General features: G+C 66.6%; 14 protein-coding genes and 1 tRNA gene. 12 read left to right on the top strand and 3 right to left on the bottom strand.

Annotation, left to right across the window (positions count from 1 at the left end):
- Positions 1-10: 10 nt before the first annotated feature.
- Positions 11-574, bottom strand: a complete 564-nt coding sequence (locus tag ASD37_RS19675) for a hypothetical protein (protein ID WP_056554974.1) — start codon at positions 572-574, stop codon at positions 11-13.
- 150 nt (positions 575-724) lie between these two features.
- Between ASD37_RS19675 and ASD37_RS31560 the strand changes: the two genes are divergently transcribed.
- The 3 genes from ASD37_RS31560 (at position 725) to ASD37_RS19665 (ending at position 2871) form a co-directional block, all read left to right on the top strand.
- Positions 725-862 carry a hypothetical protein gene (locus ASD37_RS31560; protein ID WP_156720973.1) on the top strand — a complete coding sequence of 46 codons (138 nt, stop codon included), beginning with the start codon at positions 725-727 and terminating at the stop codon, positions 860-862.
- 153 nt (positions 863-1015) lie between these two features.
- Positions 1016-2479 (top strand): SulP family inorganic anion transporter, encoded by a 1464-nt coding sequence (locus ASD37_RS19670; RefSeq protein ID WP_156720989.1) that lies wholly within the window; start codon positions 1016-1018, stop codon positions 2477-2479.
- Positions 2480-2487: 8 nt separating this feature from the next.
- Positions 2488-2871, top strand: coding sequence for a MerR family transcriptional regulator (locus ASD37_RS19665; protein WP_056555525.1), 384 nt, complete (start codon positions 2488-2490; stop codon positions 2869-2871).
- A gap of 16 nt (positions 2872-2887) precedes the next feature.
- On the opposite strand, the gene ASD37_RS19660 is transcribed toward ASD37_RS19665, so the two are convergent.
- Positions 2888-2963 (bottom strand) — tRNA-Arg (locus tag ASD37_RS19660).
- Positions 2964-3027: 64 nt separating this feature from the next.
- On the opposite strand from ASD37_RS19660, the gene ASD37_RS19655 reads away from it, so the two are divergent.
- The 6 genes from ASD37_RS19655 (at position 3028) to ASD37_RS19630 (ending at position 12454) form a co-directional block, all read left to right on the top strand.
- Positions 3028-3462, top strand: a complete 435-nt coding sequence (locus tag ASD37_RS19655) for a group I intron-associated PD-(D/E)XK endonuclease (protein ID WP_056554971.1) — start codon at positions 3028-3030, stop codon at positions 3460-3462.
- Positions 3463-3573: 111 nt separating this feature from the next.
- A complete protein-coding gene (locus ASD37_RS19650; protein ID WP_056554968.1) occupies positions 3574-5082 on the top strand; it encodes a wax ester/triacylglycerol synthase family O-acyltransferase in 1509 nt (502 codons plus the stop codon).
- Complete coding sequence (locus ASD37_RS19645; protein ID WP_056554966.1) at positions 5079-6695, top strand: HAD-IB family hydrolase/lysophospholipid acyltransferase family protein; 1617 nt, start codon at positions 5079-5081, stop codon at positions 6693-6695. Before ASD37_RS19650 ends, ASD37_RS19645 begins: the two co-directional genes overlap by 4 nt.
- A complete protein-coding gene (locus ASD37_RS19640) occupies positions 6692-9031 on the top strand; it encodes a glycerol-3-phosphate 1-O-acyltransferase (RefSeq protein ID WP_056554963.1) in 2340 nt (779 codons plus the stop codon). The genes ASD37_RS19645 and ASD37_RS19640 overlap by 4 nt, the downstream gene beginning before the upstream one ends.
- Before the next feature lie 45 nt (positions 9032-9076).
- Positions 9077-11083 carry a cytochrome c oxidase assembly protein gene (locus tag ASD37_RS19635; RefSeq protein ID WP_056554960.1) on the top strand — a complete coding sequence of 669 codons (2007 nt, stop codon included), beginning with the start codon at positions 9077-9079 and terminating at the stop codon, positions 11081-11083.
- Between the two features lie 60 nt (positions 11084-11143).
- Positions 11144-12454 (top strand): HNH endonuclease signature motif containing protein, encoded by a 1311-nt coding sequence (locus tag ASD37_RS19630; protein WP_056554957.1) that lies wholly within the window; start codon positions 11144-11146, stop codon positions 12452-12454.
- Positions 12455-12560: 106 nt separating this feature from the next.
- Here the strand turns inward: ASD37_RS19630 and ASD37_RS19625 are convergent, their stop codons facing one another.
- Positions 12561-13250, bottom strand: a complete 690-nt coding sequence (locus tag ASD37_RS19625) for a GntR family transcriptional regulator (protein ID WP_056554954.1) — start codon at positions 13248-13250, stop codon at positions 12561-12563.
- Between the two features lie 86 nt (positions 13251-13336).
- Here ASD37_RS19625 and ASD37_RS19620 point away from each other — a divergent pair, with 86 nt between their 5' ends.
- The 3 genes from ASD37_RS19620 to ASD37_RS19610 are packed head-to-tail and all read left to right on the top strand — an operon-like array spanning position 13337 to position 16347.
- On the top strand, positions 13337-14782 hold the full coding sequence (locus ASD37_RS19620) for a CitMHS family transporter (protein ID WP_056554951.1): 1446 nt from the start codon (positions 13337-13339) through the stop codon (positions 14780-14782).
- An 11-nt stretch (positions 14783-14793) separates the two neighbouring features.
- Positions 14794-15204: a universal stress protein gene (locus tag ASD37_RS19615; protein WP_056554948.1), complete on the top strand. Its 411-nt coding sequence runs from the start codon at positions 14794-14796 to the stop codon at positions 15202-15204.
- 48 nt (positions 15205-15252) lie between these two features.
- Positions 15253-16347, top strand: a complete 1095-nt coding sequence (locus tag ASD37_RS19610; RefSeq protein ID WP_056554946.1) for an isocitrate/isopropylmalate dehydrogenase family protein — start codon at positions 15253-15255, stop codon at positions 16345-16347.
- Positions 16348-16362: the final 15 nt, after the last annotated feature.

Raw genomic sequence — 16362 nt, 5'->3', positions numbered from 1 at the left:
GCCGGCAGACTTAGTCGCCGGCGCGGCTCAGCAGCTTGGACCCCAGACCGGCCAGCACCTGCGTCGACCGCTGCTGCTCACCCTGTTGGGAACCGAGGACGATGATCGCGCCGGTCAGAACCGGCAGCGCCCACTGGAGGTACTTGAGCTGGCGCTGGGCCGCGGCAACGTCGTCAGGGGTGGCGGCCGTCGGCTCGGTGGCCCCGGCCACCGAATGTCCGTCGCCCTGAGCGGTCTTCGCGCCGAGCGCGCCGCTGTAGAACGTGGCACCCACGGCGGCACCGGTGAGGATCAGCTTGGTGACGGTGTTGGCGGTGACGCCTTCCTGATTCTTGGCGCGACCCTTGTTCGCCCTGAGGATCCCCGCGCCTCCGATCAGGTGCGCCCCCATGGCGACGAAGTTCACGGGCGCCCACTTTCCCCACCCGACGGCGGCGATCTTCGCGCGCTCCCTTGGGTCTTGGACGGCGGCCGCGGCTCCGTTGACGCCCACCGCGCCCATGAGCGATCCGCCGAACCAGGCGGCGATTCCGAGGTCGTGAAGTGATCGGACGACGGTATTGCGTTGTGACATGTGGTGTTTCCTCCAATTGGGACAGTGCTTTTCGTCGAGTGCTCGGTCGGCGGGGGCTTGAAACGCGTCAGACGCTTACGGTTTCGGGGTGGACCGCCCGGGTATCAGCGCCCGAAGACAACGGATGGCATTCAGCGAAAGGGGACGGCCATGACGCAACCCGATCAGGGTCGGCACGAAGAACACCTCGACGCGTCGGAGGACGACGGCTCGGCCGAACTGCAACCCGAGGACGGCGGCACGGCACCGTCCCCGCCGAACGACGGTTCGTCCAACCATCGGCGGTAGTCGGAGTGCAAACTCTCATGTGAGGTGAGAGTAGAGTTCGGTGCGCTGGCGGCCGCCCGGTCGTCGCGTCACGTGAACGGACTGACTTTGACCTCTCCACCGACTTCGCCTGCGCCCAACGTCCGGCAGGCGGGCGATCCCAGCACCTCGGTCATGGCGGCGTTGCGTTCGCCGCGGCGACTCAAGACCGAGATCCTCGCCGGATTGGTCGTGGCCCTCGCGCTGATCCCCGAGGCCATCTCGTTCTCGATCATCGCCGGCGTCGACCCGCGGGTAGGGCTCTTCGCGTCGTTCACGATGGCCGTCACCATCGCCGTCACGGGCGGTCGACCCGCCATGATCTCCGCCGCGACCGGTTCGGTTGCCCTCGTCATCGCGCCGCTGGTACGCGAGCACGGCCTCGACTATCTCATCGTCGCGGTCCTACTCGGCGGCGTCCTGCAGGTGGTGCTGGCCGCCCTCGGGGTGGCCCGGCTGATGCGGTTCGTCCCGCGCAGCGTGATGGTCGGCTTCGTCAACGCCTTGGCCATTCTGATCTTCCTGTCGCAGCTGCCCTACCTGATCGGGGTGCCTGCGCTGGTCTATCCGTTCGTCGCGGTCGGCCTGCTGATCATGGTGCTGCTACCGAGGTGGATCACCGCGATCCCCGCCCCGCTGATTGCGATCGTGATCCTCACCGCGGCCGTGCTGGTGTTCTCGGTGCACATCCCCAACGTTGGCGACGAGGGCGAACTGCCGACGAGCCTGCCGACGCTCGTCGTCCCGCACGTGCCGTGGACGCTGCACACGCTGGCGATCGTCGCGCCCTACGCACTTGCCGTGGCGCTGGTCGGGCTGTTGGAGTCGCTGCTGACGGCCAAGCTCGTCGACGACATCACCGACACCCACAGCAACAAGACCAGGGAGAGCTGGGGACAGGGCGTGGCCAACGTCGTCACCGGTCTCTTCGGCGGCATGGGCGGCTGCGCGATGATCGGCCAGACGATGATCAACGTCAAGGTGTCCGGCGCGCGCACCAGGATCTCGACGTTCCTCGCGGGGCTGTTCCTGCTGATTCTCGTCGTCGGACTTGGCGACGTCGTCGGTCTGATTCCCATGGCGGCGTTGGTCGCCGTGATGATCATGGTCTCCGTCGGCACGATGGACTGGCACAGCATCACCCCGTCGACGCTGCGCCGGATGCCCCGCAGCGAGACCCTGGTCATGGTCGCCACCGTGGCCGTCACGGTGGCCACGAGCAACCTCGCATACGGCGTGATCGTCGGCGCGGTGACCGCGATGGTGCTGTTCGCGCGGCGGGTCGCGCACCTCGTCACCGTCGAAAGAGTCACCGGCACAGACGAACTCGGCGACACCGTCGTCTACCGCGTCACCGGGGAATTGTTCTTCGCCTCGAGCAACGACCTCGTCTACCAGTTCAACTACGCCGACGATCCCGACAACGTCGTCGTCGACATGTCCGAATCGCACATCTGGGACGCCTCCACCGTCGCCGCACTCGACGCCGTGACCACGAAGTACCGGGCGAAGGGCAAGAACGTCGAGATCATCGGACTTGACGACGACTCCGCCGACCGGCACGACCGGCTCTCCGGAAACCTGGGCTCCGGACACTAGGCGTGCAGATGCAGATTGGTCAGGTGGCCACGCAGACGGAGCTGTCGATCGCCACGGTGCGGCACTACGACGAGGTCGGGCTGGTGACGCCGTCGGCGCGATCGGCGGGCGGGTTCCGGCTCTACACCGAGGCCGACGTCGAACGGCTCCTGGTGATCAGGCGGATGAAGCCGCTTGGCTTCAGTCTCGCGGAGATGAGGGACCTGCTCGACGCGGTCGACGTCCTCGCCGCCGGTGACGCATCCGAGGAACAGCGGCGCTTGGCGGCCGAGAAGTTGCGGGAATGCCACGCCGCCGCCGAGGAGAGCGCCGCGAAACTGCGCAAACACCTCGCGTACGCCGACGAGCTGCGCGGCCTGCTCGCTGACCTTGCCGACGGCGTGGCCGACTAGCGAGCTCGGCCTAACCTGGCGCCCCCGGCAGGGATCGAACCTGCGACCAACCGCTTAGAAGGCGGTTGCTCTATCCACTGAGCTACGGAGGCAGCGCACACACTTTAGCCGAATTGCCGCGAATCGCCTGACGCGTGACTCCCTACGCTCGAAGGCATGGGGGTGCACTTCACCAAGGACAAGGGCGACCTCGGCGTCGCGAAGGTGCACGCCGATTTGGCCGGAAAGGGCTTCACGGTTCTCTTTCCGGTGACCGAACACGCGCCGTTCGATCTGGTCGCCTACGCCCGCGGTGAGTTTCATCGGCTCCAGGTGAAGTACCGGTCTGCCCGGGCCGGCGCCGTCAAGGTCCACTTTCGCTCCACCTGGGCGGATCGACACGGCACCCATACGACGCCGATGGACAAGGACGTCGTCGACTTCGTGTCTGTTTACTGCCCGGAAACTGACCGGTGCTACTACGTCCGTCCCGGTGCTCATGGCACGTCGGTAACCCTTCGGATCGCCCCAAGCCGGAATGGTCAGCAGGCCGGGGTGCTGTTTGCCGATTCGTTTCGCGACCTTCCGAGCCAGCCGATGGGCGACGGCTGAGAACGGAGCTGGCAACCGCCTCACAACACCGGTATTGCGACCCGCGGTATCGGGTGGCGGACTAGCGTGGACCCCGCATCCGGGGTGACGACGGCAGGAGATCGACAGAAGATGAGCGACGTGCCGGACAACGCCGCGGCCGGACTCCCCGAGGAATTGAGTGCGGTCGACCAGCTGTTGCACCGCGGCGAGGCCAACCCGCGCACGCGGTCGGGGCTCATGGGCGTCGAGCTCCTCGACGCGACACCCAACTGGGAACGGTTCCGGGCGCGCTTCGAGAACGCCTCCCGCAAGGTGTTGCGGCTGCGTCAAAAGGTCGTGATGCCGACCCTGCCGACGGCGGCGGCGCGATGGGTCGTCGACCCCGACTTCAACTTGGACTATCACGTGCGACGGGTCCGCGTCCCCGCTCCTGGCACGCTGCGCGAGGTGATGGACCTGGCCGAGGTGGCGCTGCAATCCCCGATGGACATCTCGCGACCGCTGTGGACGGCCACGCTTGTCGAGGGTCTCGCCGACGGCACCGCTGCGACGATGCTGCACCTGAGCCACGCGGTCACCGACGGTGTCGGCGCGATCGAGATGTTCGCCAACATCTACGACGTCGAACGCGACCCGCCACCGGCCAAGGTTGCGCAGCTGCCGATCCCCGAGGACCTCTCGCCCAACGACCTCATGCGCGAGGGATTCAACAAGCTTCCCGGCTCGATCGCCGGTGGCATCATCGGCGCCATCGGGGGAGCGGCGTCCCTTTTTGGCAGGGTGGTCCGCGATCCAGTGTCCTCGGTCGGCGGTGTCGTCAACTACGCCAGGTCGAGCGCCCGTGTCATGGGGCCGGTCGCGGATCCGTCGCCCCTGCTGCGTAGGCGCAGCATGTCCTCGCGCACCGAGGCGATCGACATCAAGTTCAGCGACCTGCACAAGGCGTCGAAGGCCGCGGGCGGCTCCATCAACGACGCGTATCTGGCCGGGCTGTGCGGCGCGCTTCGGCTCTACCACGAAGCCAAGGGCATTCCCGTCGCCACACTGCCGATGGCGGTGCCGGTCAACTTGCGGTCCGACGACGACCCCGCTGGCGGAAACCGTTTCGCCGGAGTGAATCTCGCGGCTCCGGTCGGCATCGTCGACCCGACGAGACGCATCGCGAAGGTGCGCGCCCAGATGATGCGCAAGCGGGAGGAACGGGCAATCGACATGGTCGGGGCCATGGCGCCGCTGATCAGCCTGCTGCCCGACTCCATCCTCGAATCCGTGGCCGGCTCGGTGGTCAACTCCGACGTGCAGGCCAGCAACGTGCCGATCTACCCGGGGGACACCTTCATCGCTGGCGCAAAGATTCTGCGGCACTACGGTATTGGGCCGCTACCCGGCGTGGCCATGATGGTGGTGTTGGTGTCCCGCGCGGGCTACTGCACGATCACCACCCGCTACGACCGGGCAGCCGTCGCCGACGAGGCGTTGTGGGCCAGGTGTCTCCGGGACGGCTTCGACGAGGTGCTCGCCCTGGGCGGCGAGGGCCGGTCGACGCCCGCGTCCTTCACTGCCGATCCACCCGCGCCGTCGCCCGCGGCGCCGCAGACTTCACCGTCCACCTCGGCCAATGGGAGTGCCGCGCAATGACTTCGCAGAACGGACAGCCCGAGCGCCAGGGCGACAACGTGATCCTTCGACTGCCCGGCTCGGTCGCCGAAATCGAGGCCAGCCCGGAGGGCCCCGAGGTCGGCGCCTTCTTCGACCTCGACGGTACCCTGGTGGCCGGCTTCACCGGGGTCATGATGACCCAGGACAGGCTGCGGCGCGGCCAGATGAGCGTCGGCGAGTTCATCGGTATGGTGCAGGCCGGGCTCAACCATCAACTGGGTCGCTCGGAGTTCGAGGACCTGATTGGCAAGGGCGCCAGGATGTTGCACGGCAACTCCATCAGCGACCTCGACGAGCTCGGTGAGCGACTGTTCGTCCAGCACGTGCAGGGGCGGATCTATCCGGAGATGCGCGCGCTGGTGCGCGCCCACATGGCCCGCGGCCACACCGTCGTCCTCAGTTCGTCGGCGCTGACCGTGCAGGTCGAGCCGGTCGCCAAGTTCCTCGGCATCGACAACGTGCTGAGCAACCAGTTCGAAACGGACGACGACGGCTTGATCACCGGTGAGGTGCGCACGCCCATCATCTGGGGTCCCGGCAAGGCCCGTGCGGTGCAAGCATTCTCGGCCAAGAACGGCGTCGACCTGACCAAGAGCTACTTCTACGCCGACGGCGACGAGGACGTCGCGTTGATGTACCTGGTCGGCAACCCGCGACCGACGAATCCCGCTGGCAAGCTGCGCGCCGTGGCCGTCAAGCGGGGTTGGCCGATCCTCCAGTTCACCAGTCGCAGCGGCAGCAGCCCGGTGGCCCAGCTGCGCACCGTGGCCGGTATTGCCTCGTTGCTGCCCGCAGCGGCAGGCGGTTTGGGCCTCGGGCTCCTCACCCGCAACCGCCGCACCGGAGTCAACTTCTTCACCGCGGCGTGGACCCGACTGCTGATGACGTCGATCGGCATCGAACTCAACGTGCTCGGGGAGGAGAACCTGACGGCCAAGCGGCCCGCGGTCTTCCTCTTCAACCACCGCAACCAGGCCGACCCGTTCATCGCGGGCCGGCTGATCAGCGACAACTTCACCTCGGTCGGCAAGAAGGAGCTGGAGAAGGACCCGTTGATGGGCACCGTCGGCCGCGTGCTGGACGCCGCCTTCATCGACCGCGACGATCCCAAGGCCGCCGTTGAGGGCCTGCGCAAGATCGAAGAGCTTGCCCGCAAGGGGATTTCGGTTCTCATCGCGCCTGAGGGCACCCGCTTGGACACCACCGAGGTGGGGGACTTCAAGAAGGGCCCGTTCCGGATCGCGATGGCGGCCGGCGTCCCGCTGGTGCCAATCGTCATCCGCAACGCGGAGGTCATCGCCGAACGCAACTCGAGCACGTTCAACCCCGGCACCGTCGACGTCGCGGTCTTCCCGCCGATCTCCGTCGACGACTGGACCTCAGAGAACCTGTCGGAGCGCATCGCCGAGGTGCGCCAGCTCTACCTGGACACGCTCAAGGACTGGCCGACGGGCACGCTTCCCAGTGCACCGCTCTACGACCGCGTCGCCAAGCCCGTGAAGAAGGCGCCGGCCAAGAAGGCACCGGCGAAGAAGGCTCCCGCTAAGAAGGCCGCTGCCAAGGCAACTCCGGAGAAGAAGGGGCGGCCGTGAAGGTAACCGCCGAGGCCCTGCACAGCTTCACTCCGACCGGGGACGCGCTGGTCCTCGCCGCGGTCGACTCGCCCGCCGAGGTCGAGATGCTCGACGATTGGCTGGCCGACCAACGCAAGGAGCACCCGGGCTCCAACATCGAGGTTCTGCAACTTCCGACTGACGGCGACCCGCCACCGGCCGCCCTCGCCCGACTGGTCGAGCTTCTCGACGTCGACGAGGACCGCTCGGTGGTTCCCGTCCGCGTGTTCTGGGTTCCCGGCGGTCTGCCCACCCGGTCGAAGGTGGTGTCCTTCATCAGCGGCCGCGACACCTACCGACCACCGAAGCTGTTGCAGCGCAACATCCTCCACAAGAACCCGGCCCGGGCACGAGTAGTGGCCGGCGAACCCGCCAAGGTCTCCGAGCTGCGCCAGCACTGGAGTGACACCACCGTCGCGGAGAACCCCCGCGACTTCGCCCACTTCGTGGTGCGACGCGCGGAGCTGGCGATCGGCCGCGTCGAGTTGCGGCTGCTCGGCCCGGAATACAAGTCACCCCGCCTGATCAAGCCGGAGATCCTGTCCTCCAACCGATTCCGTGAGGGTCTGAAGAAGATCCCCGGAGCCACGTTGGAGTCCGCCGGCGACATGCTCGACGAACTGTCGACGGGGTGGAGTCGGTTCTCCGTCGACCTGATCCCGTCACTCGGTCGGGCGGTCTTCAGCAGGGGCTTCGACCCGAACATCGACTACGACAGCGCCGAGGTCGAGTCGATGCGCGGTGCGCTCGAACGACATCCGGCCGTGCTGCTGTTCTCGCACCGGTCCTATCTCGACGGTGTGATCGTGCCGGTCGCGATGCAGGAAAACCGGCTGCCGCCCGTACACACCTTCGCCGGCATCAATCTGTCGTTCGGCTTCATGGGTCCGCTCATGCGCCGTTCTGGTGCCATCTTCATTCGCCGCAAACTCGACGACCCCACCTACAAGTACGTGCTCAAGGAGTTCGTCGGCTACATCGTCGAAAAGCGCTTCAACCTGAGCTGGGCCATCGAAGGAACGCGCTCGCGTACCGGAAAGATGTTGCCCCCCAAGCTGGGTCTGCTCGCGTACGTCGCCGACGCCTACCTGGCCGGCCGCAGCGACGACATCCTGCTGCAGCCCGTCTCGATCAGCTTCGACCAGTTGCACGAGACGGCGGAATACGCCGACTACGCCCGCGGCGGCGAGAAGACCCCCGAGGGGGTGTCCTGGCTGTACAACTTCATCAAGGCTCAGGGCGACCGCAACTACGGCAAGATCTACGTCCGCTTCCCCGAGGCGGTCTCGATGGCGAAGTACCTCGGCGAGCCGCACGGGCCGATGACCACCGACGAGGCCGCCAAACGTCTGGCCATGCAGAAGATGGCCTTCGAGGTCGCATGGCGCATCCTGCGCGTAACACCGGTCAACGCAACGGGATTGGTGTCTGCCCTGTTGCTCACCACCAGCGGGGTGGCCCTGACGCTGGACCAGCTGCATCACACGATGCAAGATTCGCTGGACTACCTCGAGCGCACCAAGACTCCGATGACCAACAGCGCGCTGCGACTGCGCACCACCGACGGCGTGCGGGCAGCCGTCGACGCGCTATCCGGTGGGCACCCGGTGACCCGGGTCGACGGTGGCCGGGAGCCGGTGTGGCGCATCGCTCCGGAGGACGAACATCAGGCCGCGTTCTACCGCAACACCCTGATCCACGCGTTCCTCGAGACCTCGATCGTCGAACTGTCGCTGGTGCACGCCGCCCGCGCGCAAGGGGACCGCGTCGAGGCGTTTTGGAAGCAGGCGATGCGACTGCGCGACCTGTTGAAGTTCGAGTTCTACTTCGCCGACTCCGCCGCGTTCCGCGAGCACATCGCCGAGGAGATGTCGTGGCACGAGGATTGGGAACGACACGTCGCCGCGGGCGGTGACGAGATCGACGCGATCCTGCGGGCGAAACGGCCACTGGTGGCGGGCGCGATACTTCGGCCCTTCATCGAGGCGTACGAGATCGTCGCCGACGTCCTTCGGGGCACACCCCCGGAGATCGGCGAGAAGGACCTCACCGCCCTTGCCCTCGGCGTCGGTGGTCAGTACATCGCGCAGACGCGGGTCCGCAGCAACGAGTCGGTGTCGGCGCTTCTGTTCGCCACCGCGCGACAAGTGATCGCCGACCAGAACCTGCTGAAGCCGGCCGCCGACCTCGAGGAGCGTCGCGCGGCGTTCCTGGCGGAACTGCGCGACATCCTCGGGGACATGAGCAAGGTCGAGAAGTTCTCCCGAGACCAGTTCTTCCTCCGCGAGTTGGCCATGCGCAAGGAGAACGGCTGACGGCAGCGTTTTAGCGAAGTCGGCGACGCGCCATACCCTGGAGGCATGACCACCACGACGGCGCGGGCGCAGACCCGCACCAGCGCAGTGTGGCCGATCCTCTTTGGTGTCGGTCTGCTGGCCGGCGCGACCGCCGCCGCCATCGCCGCGCTGTCGCTGGCGGATGCGTTGACCGCGACCGGCCTGCCCGATCCCGGCCCCGTGACCAACTACGGACTGCCGTTCGTCAGAGCGGCGGGGGAGATCGCCGCCGTCGTCGCGGTGGGGTCGTTCCTGCTCGCCGCCTTCCTGGTCCCGCCGCAGCGCAACGGCGTGCTCGACGCGGCGGGGTATCGCGCGCTGCGAACGGGGACCTTCGCCTCGGGTGTCTGGACCGTGTGCGCGGCCATGCTCGTCCCGTTGACCGTCTCCGACGTCACCGGTCAACCGCTCACCAGCCGCATGGATCTCTCGGCGATCTGGTCGGTGGCGAGCCTGGTCGACGTGGCGGGGGCCTGGCGGTGGACCGCACTGTTCGCCGCGGTCGTGACGGTGCTCAGCATCCCGGTGCTCCGCTGGTCGTGGACCCCGCTGCTGGTGGCTGGCTCGCTGGTCACCCTGCTGCCGCTGGTGCTGACGGGACACTCCTCGGCGGGTGGGTCTCACGATCTCGGCACCAACAGCCTGTTCGTACACCTGGTTGCGGGTGCCCTTTGGGCGGGCGGTCTGATGGCGTTGCTGGCGCATGCCCTTCGTGGCGGTGAACACGCCGACCTCGCCGCCCGCCGGTTCTCCGTCGTCGCGCTGTGGTGCTTCGTCGCGATGGCGGTCTCCGGGGTGGTCAACGCGCTGGTGCGCGTCCGCTTCGAGGACCTCTTTCACACCAACTACGGCTGGCTGCTGGTCGGCAAGGCCACGGCGCTGATCGTCCTCGGCGTGCTCGGGTGGCAGCAACGTCGGCGCGGCGTCGCGGCGTTGCGCACCGATGCGAACGCGCGTGGTGCCCTGATCCGGCTGTCGTTGATCGAGGCCGGGGTCTTCGGCGTGACGTTCGGCATCGCCGTCGCACTGGGCCGCACCCCGCCGCCTCCGCCGGCGATCTTCAACCCGTCGGTGACGGCGGTGGAGATCGGCTACGACCTCGCGGGCCCACCCACCGTCGCGCGGATCCTGTTCGACTGGCGCTTCGACCTGATCCTGGGGACGGCGGCGATCGTGTTCGCCGGCCTGTACCTGGCCGGGGTGTGGCGGCTGCGCAAGCGCGGTGACGCCTGGCCGACCGGGCGGATCGTCGCCTGGCTGTGTGGCTGCGCGGTGCTGCTGTTCGCCTCGTCGTCCGGCATCGGCCGCTACATGCCCGCGATGTTCAGCATGCACATGGCCGCGCACATGCTGCTGTCGATGTTGGTGCCGGTGCTGCTGGTGTTGGGCGCGCCCGTGACCCTGGCGCTGCGGGCACTGCCCGCGTCGCGCGGCGACGATCCACCCGGCCCCCGTGAATGGCTGTTGGCGGCGTTGCACAGTCGGGTGTCACGGTTGTTGACCAACCCCATCGTCGCCACGATCATCTTCGTCTCGGGCTTCTACGGTCTCTACTTCGGCGGCATCTTCGACGTGGCGGTCACCAGCCACGCCGCCCACGTCGCCATGAACCTGCATTTCCTGCTGACGGGTTATCTGTTCTATTGGGTGGTGATCGGTGTCGACCCGACACCGAGGCCGATCCCGCCCATCGCGAAGCTGGCGGTGGTGTTCGCATCGCTTCCGCTGCACGCGTTCTTCGGTGTCGTGCTGATGGGTACCAAGGCCGTGCTCGCCGGCGACTTCTACAAGTCCTTGCAGCTGCCCTGGCACACCGACCTGCTGGCCGATCAACGGCTCGGCGGTGGAATCGCTTGGTCGGCAGGCGAAGTCCCGCTGGTTCTCGTGCTCATCGCGCTGTTCATCCAGTGGCGTCGCAGCGATCAACGGACGGCCGTGCGGTTGGACCGTGCCGCCGACCGCGACGACGACGCCGACCTTGCCGCGTACAACAACATGCTCGCGAAGCTGTCCAAGCTCGAAGAGCGCTAGCGTCCATCTGGCGCGCTTGCGCGCCAGATTCTTGTCGGACCCCGCTCCTATGATGGTGGTATGTCCACGGCGACAGCGTCTTTGAGCTCGAAGGAGCGCTTGGACGTGTTGTTCTCCGAGATGGAGGAGTTGGCGGGGCAGCGCAATGCGATCGACAGCCGGTTGGTGGAGATCGCTGCGGAGATCGAGGGTGACGGGATCTGGGGTGCGACCGGCTGCCGGTCGGTGCCGGCGTTGGTGGTCTGGAAGCTGGGTGTGTCCCCGCACAATGCGGAGACGATCGTGACCGCCGCCCGCCGTCTTGACGAGTTCCCGCGGTGCGCGGCGATGATGCGCGAGGGCCAGCTGTCGTTGGATCAGGTGGCGGTGATTGCCGAGCGGGCCGGGGCGGGGTCCGACGAGCACTACGCCCAGTTGGCGTCGGTGGCCACGGTGACCCAGCTGCGGATGGCGATCAAGCTGGAGCCCCGTCCCAAACCGGACCAGAAGCCCGAGCCGGAGCGGTCGGTCCGCAAGACCGTCGGCGAGACCCACACCACCTACCGGATCACGCTGCCGAAGCTCGAGGCCGCGAAGTTCGACGCCGCGCTGGAGTCTCATCGGGACGCGTTGGTGGCGGAGTGGAAGCGCGACCGCGGCGACGCGGGCGAGACTGATATCGCCAGCGATATCGAAGCCAGCGAGGTCTACGGCGGGGCTCGGCACGGTGAGAATCCCGAGGGCCCGTCGGTGCAGGTACCGCCGTTCCCGAACGCCGCGGATGCGTTGATGAGTGTGGTGGAGGCCGGGTGGGACGCCGATGTGGCACGTCGGCCGCATGGTCAGCACACCACCGTGGTCGTGCATCTGGACGTCGAAAGCCGAAACGCCGCTGTGCATTTGGGGTCGTTCTTGTCCGAGGAGGACCGCCGGTATTTGATGTGTGAGGCGGACTGCGAGATCTGGTTGGAACGCCACGGTCAGGTCATCGGCTCCGGGCGGGCGACCCGCCAGATCAGCCGCCGCCTTCGCCGAGCCCTCGAACACCGCGACCGCTGCTGCGCCGTCCCCGGCTGCGGGGCCACCCGCGGATTACACGCCCACCACATCAAGCATTGGGAGGACGGCGGAGCTACTGAGCTCGACAACTTGGTGCTGCTGTGTCCGTTCCATCACCGCCTGCATCACAGTGGTGGCATCACCATCACCGGGCCCGCCGGGCACCTGGTCGTGACCGACGCCGACGGCAACACCCTCAACCCGGGTTCACTCGCGCGGCCACCAACCCAACCCCGCCCATCGGTGAAACCGTGCCGCGGCCCGTTGGGGGAACGCGCCGAATGGTGGTGGTACACACCATTCGAACCTCAGCCGCCACTGCCGGCCAACTAGCGGTCTGAGCCATCGTTCCCGGTGTGTGATCCGGGCGCGGTCGACGCGTGCGTCGACCTGCTCGGCAAGGCTGTCGACAGTGGAATCGATTGCCCAGCGAGCGAAGTCAGGTGGTGACGAGGTCCACGTGTACGGCGAGTCCCGCTGACTTCATCACCGCGTCGAGGATGGTCCTCTCGGTATTGAGGAGGTGCTCGGCGCACGCTACCGCGGCGGTGTCCGGGTCGGCGTCGACGATCGCTCGACAGAGGACGAGATGCTCGTCGAGTGACTCGGCGAGGCGTTCGGGAGAATGGGCAATGATGCGCAGCCGGGCGCTGTGCGGGCGAAGCTCGGCGATCGTCCGCGACAGGTACTCGTTCGCCGCATACGTGATGACGGCCTGGTCGTACGCCTCGGTGAGTTCGTAGAAGCGGACGCGGTCCGCGGACCCGTCGCGCATGACTGCTGAGAACTGGTCGTGAAGTTCGTCGAAGGCCCGCCGCACCCGGTCGTCGTCCCGCGCGATTGCGGCGACCTGCCGAGTGGCCTTAGCTTCCAACAGCGTCCGCATTTCGAAGAGGTCGCGGACGCTACGGACCGAGACCGATGACACCCGGGCTCCCTGGCGGTCGACCAGTGAGATGAGCCCTTCCGACTCCAAGCGCACGAAGGCGTCGCGCACCGGGGTGCGGGACGCGCCGAAGCGTTCTGCGATCTTGAGGACGCTCAAGGATTCCCCGGGCCGCAGCGCGCCGTCGAGGATCTCGTCACGTAAGGACCCGTAGACCTGAGCGGCTTTGTTGTCACGTGCCACGCATGCACTTTAACATTCGCCGCGGGATTCCCTATTGCATGCTCTATGGTATACCGTGATGTACGCCATAAACTCCAGGAGGAGCGATGCTCGTCATACTCGGCTTTTCCATGATCACGGTCTTCATGTACCTGATCATGACCAAGCGAATCACCCCGGTCGCGGCACTGATCTTGGTGCCCACCATCTTCGGCTTGTTCGCCGGTGCGGGCCTCGGTCTGTCGGACATGATCATGGACGCGTTGCTCAAACTGGCGCCGACCGCTGCGCTGCTGTTCTTCGCGATCACGTTCTTCGGGATCATGATCGACGTTGGGTTGTTCGATCCGTTGATCCGTCTGATCCTGCGGTTCGTCAAGAACGACCCGATGCGCCTAGTCGTCGGCACGGCGCTCTTGACCTCGATCGTGTCGCTCGACGGCGACGGGTCGACGACGTTCATCATCGTCACGTCGGCGTTCCTGCCGATCTACTACAAGCTGCGGATGAGCCCGGTGGTGTTGACCGTCGTGGCGGCTACGGCAAACGGCGTCCTGAACACGGTGCCGTGGGGCGGTTCCACCGCCAGGGCGGCCGCCGCCTTGAACGTCTCGCCCATCGACATCTTCGTGCCGATGATTCCTGCGATCGCGTCCGGCATCGTCGCGGTCTTGGTGCTCGCCTACTTCCTTGGGCGCCGGGAGCGAAACCGATTGGGGCTATTGGTCTTCGACGAGGGGGATGTCGACGACGCCGCAGTTGAACCGCTCGGTGCCAAGTCCCAACAGATGGCCGGCGTGGCGACCGGATCGAACTCGATCACGCCCGTCGCCTCCACCAACGCGGAATCGGACCAGGCCGCCCTGGATCATGACGAGATATCGGACTTCGCCGAGTTCCCCTCGGATGCAACAAAACACCTATACCGACCCAACGCTCGACCGAAGCTGGTGTGGCTGAACTTCGCGCTCACCGCCGCGGTCATGGTGATGCTCGTGTGGGGTCTCGTCGAGCCGCCTTTGATCCTCATGGTCGGCGTGGGTCTCGCGCTGGTGATGAACTTCTCCCGTGTCGCCGAACAGTCCGAGCAGCTGAAGGCGCACGCCGCCAGCGTGGTGTCCGTCGTGGCGCTGGTGTTCGCGGCGTCGGTGTTGACCGGCGTGCTCAAGGGCACCGGCATGGTCGACGCGATGGCGTTGTGGATCGTCGACGTCATCCCCGCGAGCTTCGGGCCGCACCTGGCCACCATCGCGGGCGTGCTGAGTCTGCCGCTGACGTTCTTCATGAGCAACGACGCATTCTTCTTCGGTGTGCTGCCGGTACTCACGAAAGCGGCGTCGCACTATGGCATCACCGCCGAGGAGATGGCTCGCGCCGGAATCATCGGGCAACCTCTGCACACGTCTAGTCCGTTAGTCGCCTCGTTCCTGTTGCTGGTGGGTTTGGCCAAAGTCGAACTCGGCGACCACATGCGCAAGGCGATCTGGCGCGCGTGCGTGGTCGGTTTGGTCATGCTCGCCGTCGGAGCTCTCACCACTGCCTTCCCAATCTAGGAGACACGAACATGGGCACATACGTCGTTCTGGTCAACGAGCGTCCCGAGAGTCGCGCCGCGTTGGACTGGACCTTGAACACCATCGCGATGCAGCCACGCGCAGAGGGCGTCACGTTGCACGTCGTCCTCGGCCCGGGAACCGACATTCCCGGTGGACCTCGCTACGTATCGCCGGCGCTCGGGGTGGAAGTCGCCGAAAGGCTGCGTTCCACTGCAATTGGTCACGAAATCTGCATGGAGACAGACGATCCTGCGCACAAGGTGATCACGCTGGCCGAGGAAGTCGACGCGGACCTCGTCGTCATAGGTCTCCAGAACCGAAGCGCGACACTCAAGGTTTTCATCGGCAGCCACGCCCGCGACATCCTGGTCGACGCGCCATGTCCCGTCGTCACCGTCAAGGAGAACCCGCGCACCTAACGCGTACCAAAGCACTACGTCGAAGAAGCCCAACATGATTGGAAGAACATGAAGATTGCCATGCTGCCCGGCGACGACATCGGACCCGAGATCAGCGACGCCACCCGCCACGTCCTGGACGTCGCCGACGAACACTTCGGTCTCGGTCTGGAATTCGACGTTCACGAGGTCGGAATGTCCTCCTTCCGCCGCAACGGCACCACGCTGCCGGAAGCCGTCGTCGAGGCTTGTGTGGCCGCCGACGGCGTCCTGCTTGGTCCCGGCGGCATGACGCTCTACCCGCCAGTCGACGAGGGCGGGATCAACATCCCGGGCACCATCCGCAAGCGGCTGGACCTGTACGCGAACCTCCGCCCCTCGCGATACAGGGCTGGTGTTCCGTTGAGCCGCAAGGGTCTCGACGTGCTCATCGTGCGAGAGAACACCGAGGGCTTCTACGCTGATCGCAGCCTCTTCGAAGGGTATGGCGAATTCCGGCCGACCGCGGACACCGCATTGTCGCTGCGACTCATCACGGCCAAGGCATCTCGCCGGATCGCCGAGGTCGCCTTCGAGCAGGCCCGTCGCCGCCGCGGGCATGTGACCGTCGTCGGCAAGCGACACGTCATGAAGGTCACCGACGGATTGTTCGTCTCCACTGTGGAGGAGGTGGCCGCGGGCTACCCCGACGTCGAGCTGCGCGAGATGGACGTCGACGCGATGGCCGCCGATCTCTATCTGCGGCCAGAACGCTTCGACGTGTTGCTCACCACCAACATGTTTGGCGACATCCTCTCCAACGAAGCGTCCGCACTGGCGGGTGGCCTCGGTCTGGCCGGTGCTCTCAACGTCGGTGACCGCCACGCCGCGGCCAATGCGGGTCACGGATCGGCCCCCGACATCGCCGGCCTGGGCATCGCCAACCCCACCGGCCTGCTGGTCTCAGCTGCGCTGCTGTTGGCGTGGTGGAGCAGCCGCACCGATCACCGCGCCTACCTCGACGCGTCTGCGGCCATCGAAGCTGCCGTCGACCACACGTTGGTCGAAACCGGGTTGTGCACTGGCGATCTCGGCGGAACGGCCAGCACCAGCCAATACGCGGAGGCGGTCGGGTCGGCTCTGACTCGGGTGGTTCCCCGGTTGCCGCGTGAGGCCGCCCGCTGACGTCACCCGCCCGCC

The sequence above is a fragment of the Mycobacterium sp. Root135 genome, assembly GCF_001426545.1.
GTDB lineage: Bacteria > Actinomycetota > Actinomycetes > Mycobacteriales > Mycobacteriaceae > Mycobacterium.
Note: the sequence above shows the minus strand (reverse complement) of the source record. Positions and strands in the feature narration are given on the sequence as shown.

What these genes read in the sequence shown, in the direction of transcription:
- ASD37_RS19675 (WP_056554974.1), bottom strand. Translation starts at nt 574, where the DNA reads ATGTCACAACGCAATACCGTCGTCCGATCACTTCACGACCTCGGAATC.
- ASD37_RS31560 (WP_156720973.1), top strand. Translation starts at nt 725, where the DNA reads ATGACGCAACCCGATCAGGGTCGGCACGAAGAACACCTCGACGCGTCG.
- ASD37_RS19670 (WP_156720989.1), top strand. Translation starts at nt 1,016, where the DNA reads ATGGCGGCGTTGCGTTCGCCGCGGCGACTCAAGACCGAGATCCTCGCC.
- ASD37_RS19665 (WP_056555525.1), top strand. Translation starts at nt 2,488, where the DNA reads ATGCAGATTGGTCAGGTGGCCACGCAGACGGAGCTGTCGATCGCCACG.
- ASD37_RS19655 (WP_056554971.1), top strand. Translation starts at nt 3,028, where the DNA reads ATGGGGGTGCACTTCACCAAGGACAAGGGCGACCTCGGCGTCGCGAAG.
- ASD37_RS19650 (WP_056554968.1), top strand. Translation starts at nt 3,574, where the DNA reads ATGAGCGACGTGCCGGACAACGCCGCGGCCGGACTCCCCGAGGAATTG.
- ASD37_RS19645 (WP_056554966.1), top strand. Translation starts at nt 5,079, where the DNA reads ATGACTTCGCAGAACGGACAGCCCGAGCGCCAGGGCGACAACGTGATC.
- ASD37_RS19635 (WP_056554960.1), top strand. Translation starts at nt 9,077, where the DNA reads ATGACCACCACGACGGCGCGGGCGCAGACCCGCACCAGCGCAGTGTGG.
- ASD37_RS19630 (WP_056554957.1), top strand. Translation starts at nt 11,144, where the DNA reads ATGTCCACGGCGACAGCGTCTTTGAGCTCGAAGGAGCGCTTGGACGTG.
- ASD37_RS19620 (WP_056554951.1), top strand. Translation starts at nt 13,337, where the DNA reads ATGCTCGTCATACTCGGCTTTTCCATGATCACGGTCTTCATGTACCTG.
- ASD37_RS19615 (WP_056554948.1), top strand. Translation starts at nt 14,794, where the DNA reads ATGGGCACATACGTCGTTCTGGTCAACGAGCGTCCCGAGAGTCGCGCC.
- ASD37_RS19610 (WP_056554946.1), top strand. Translation starts at nt 15,253, where the DNA reads ATGAAGATTGCCATGCTGCCCGGCGACGACATCGGACCCGAGATCAGC.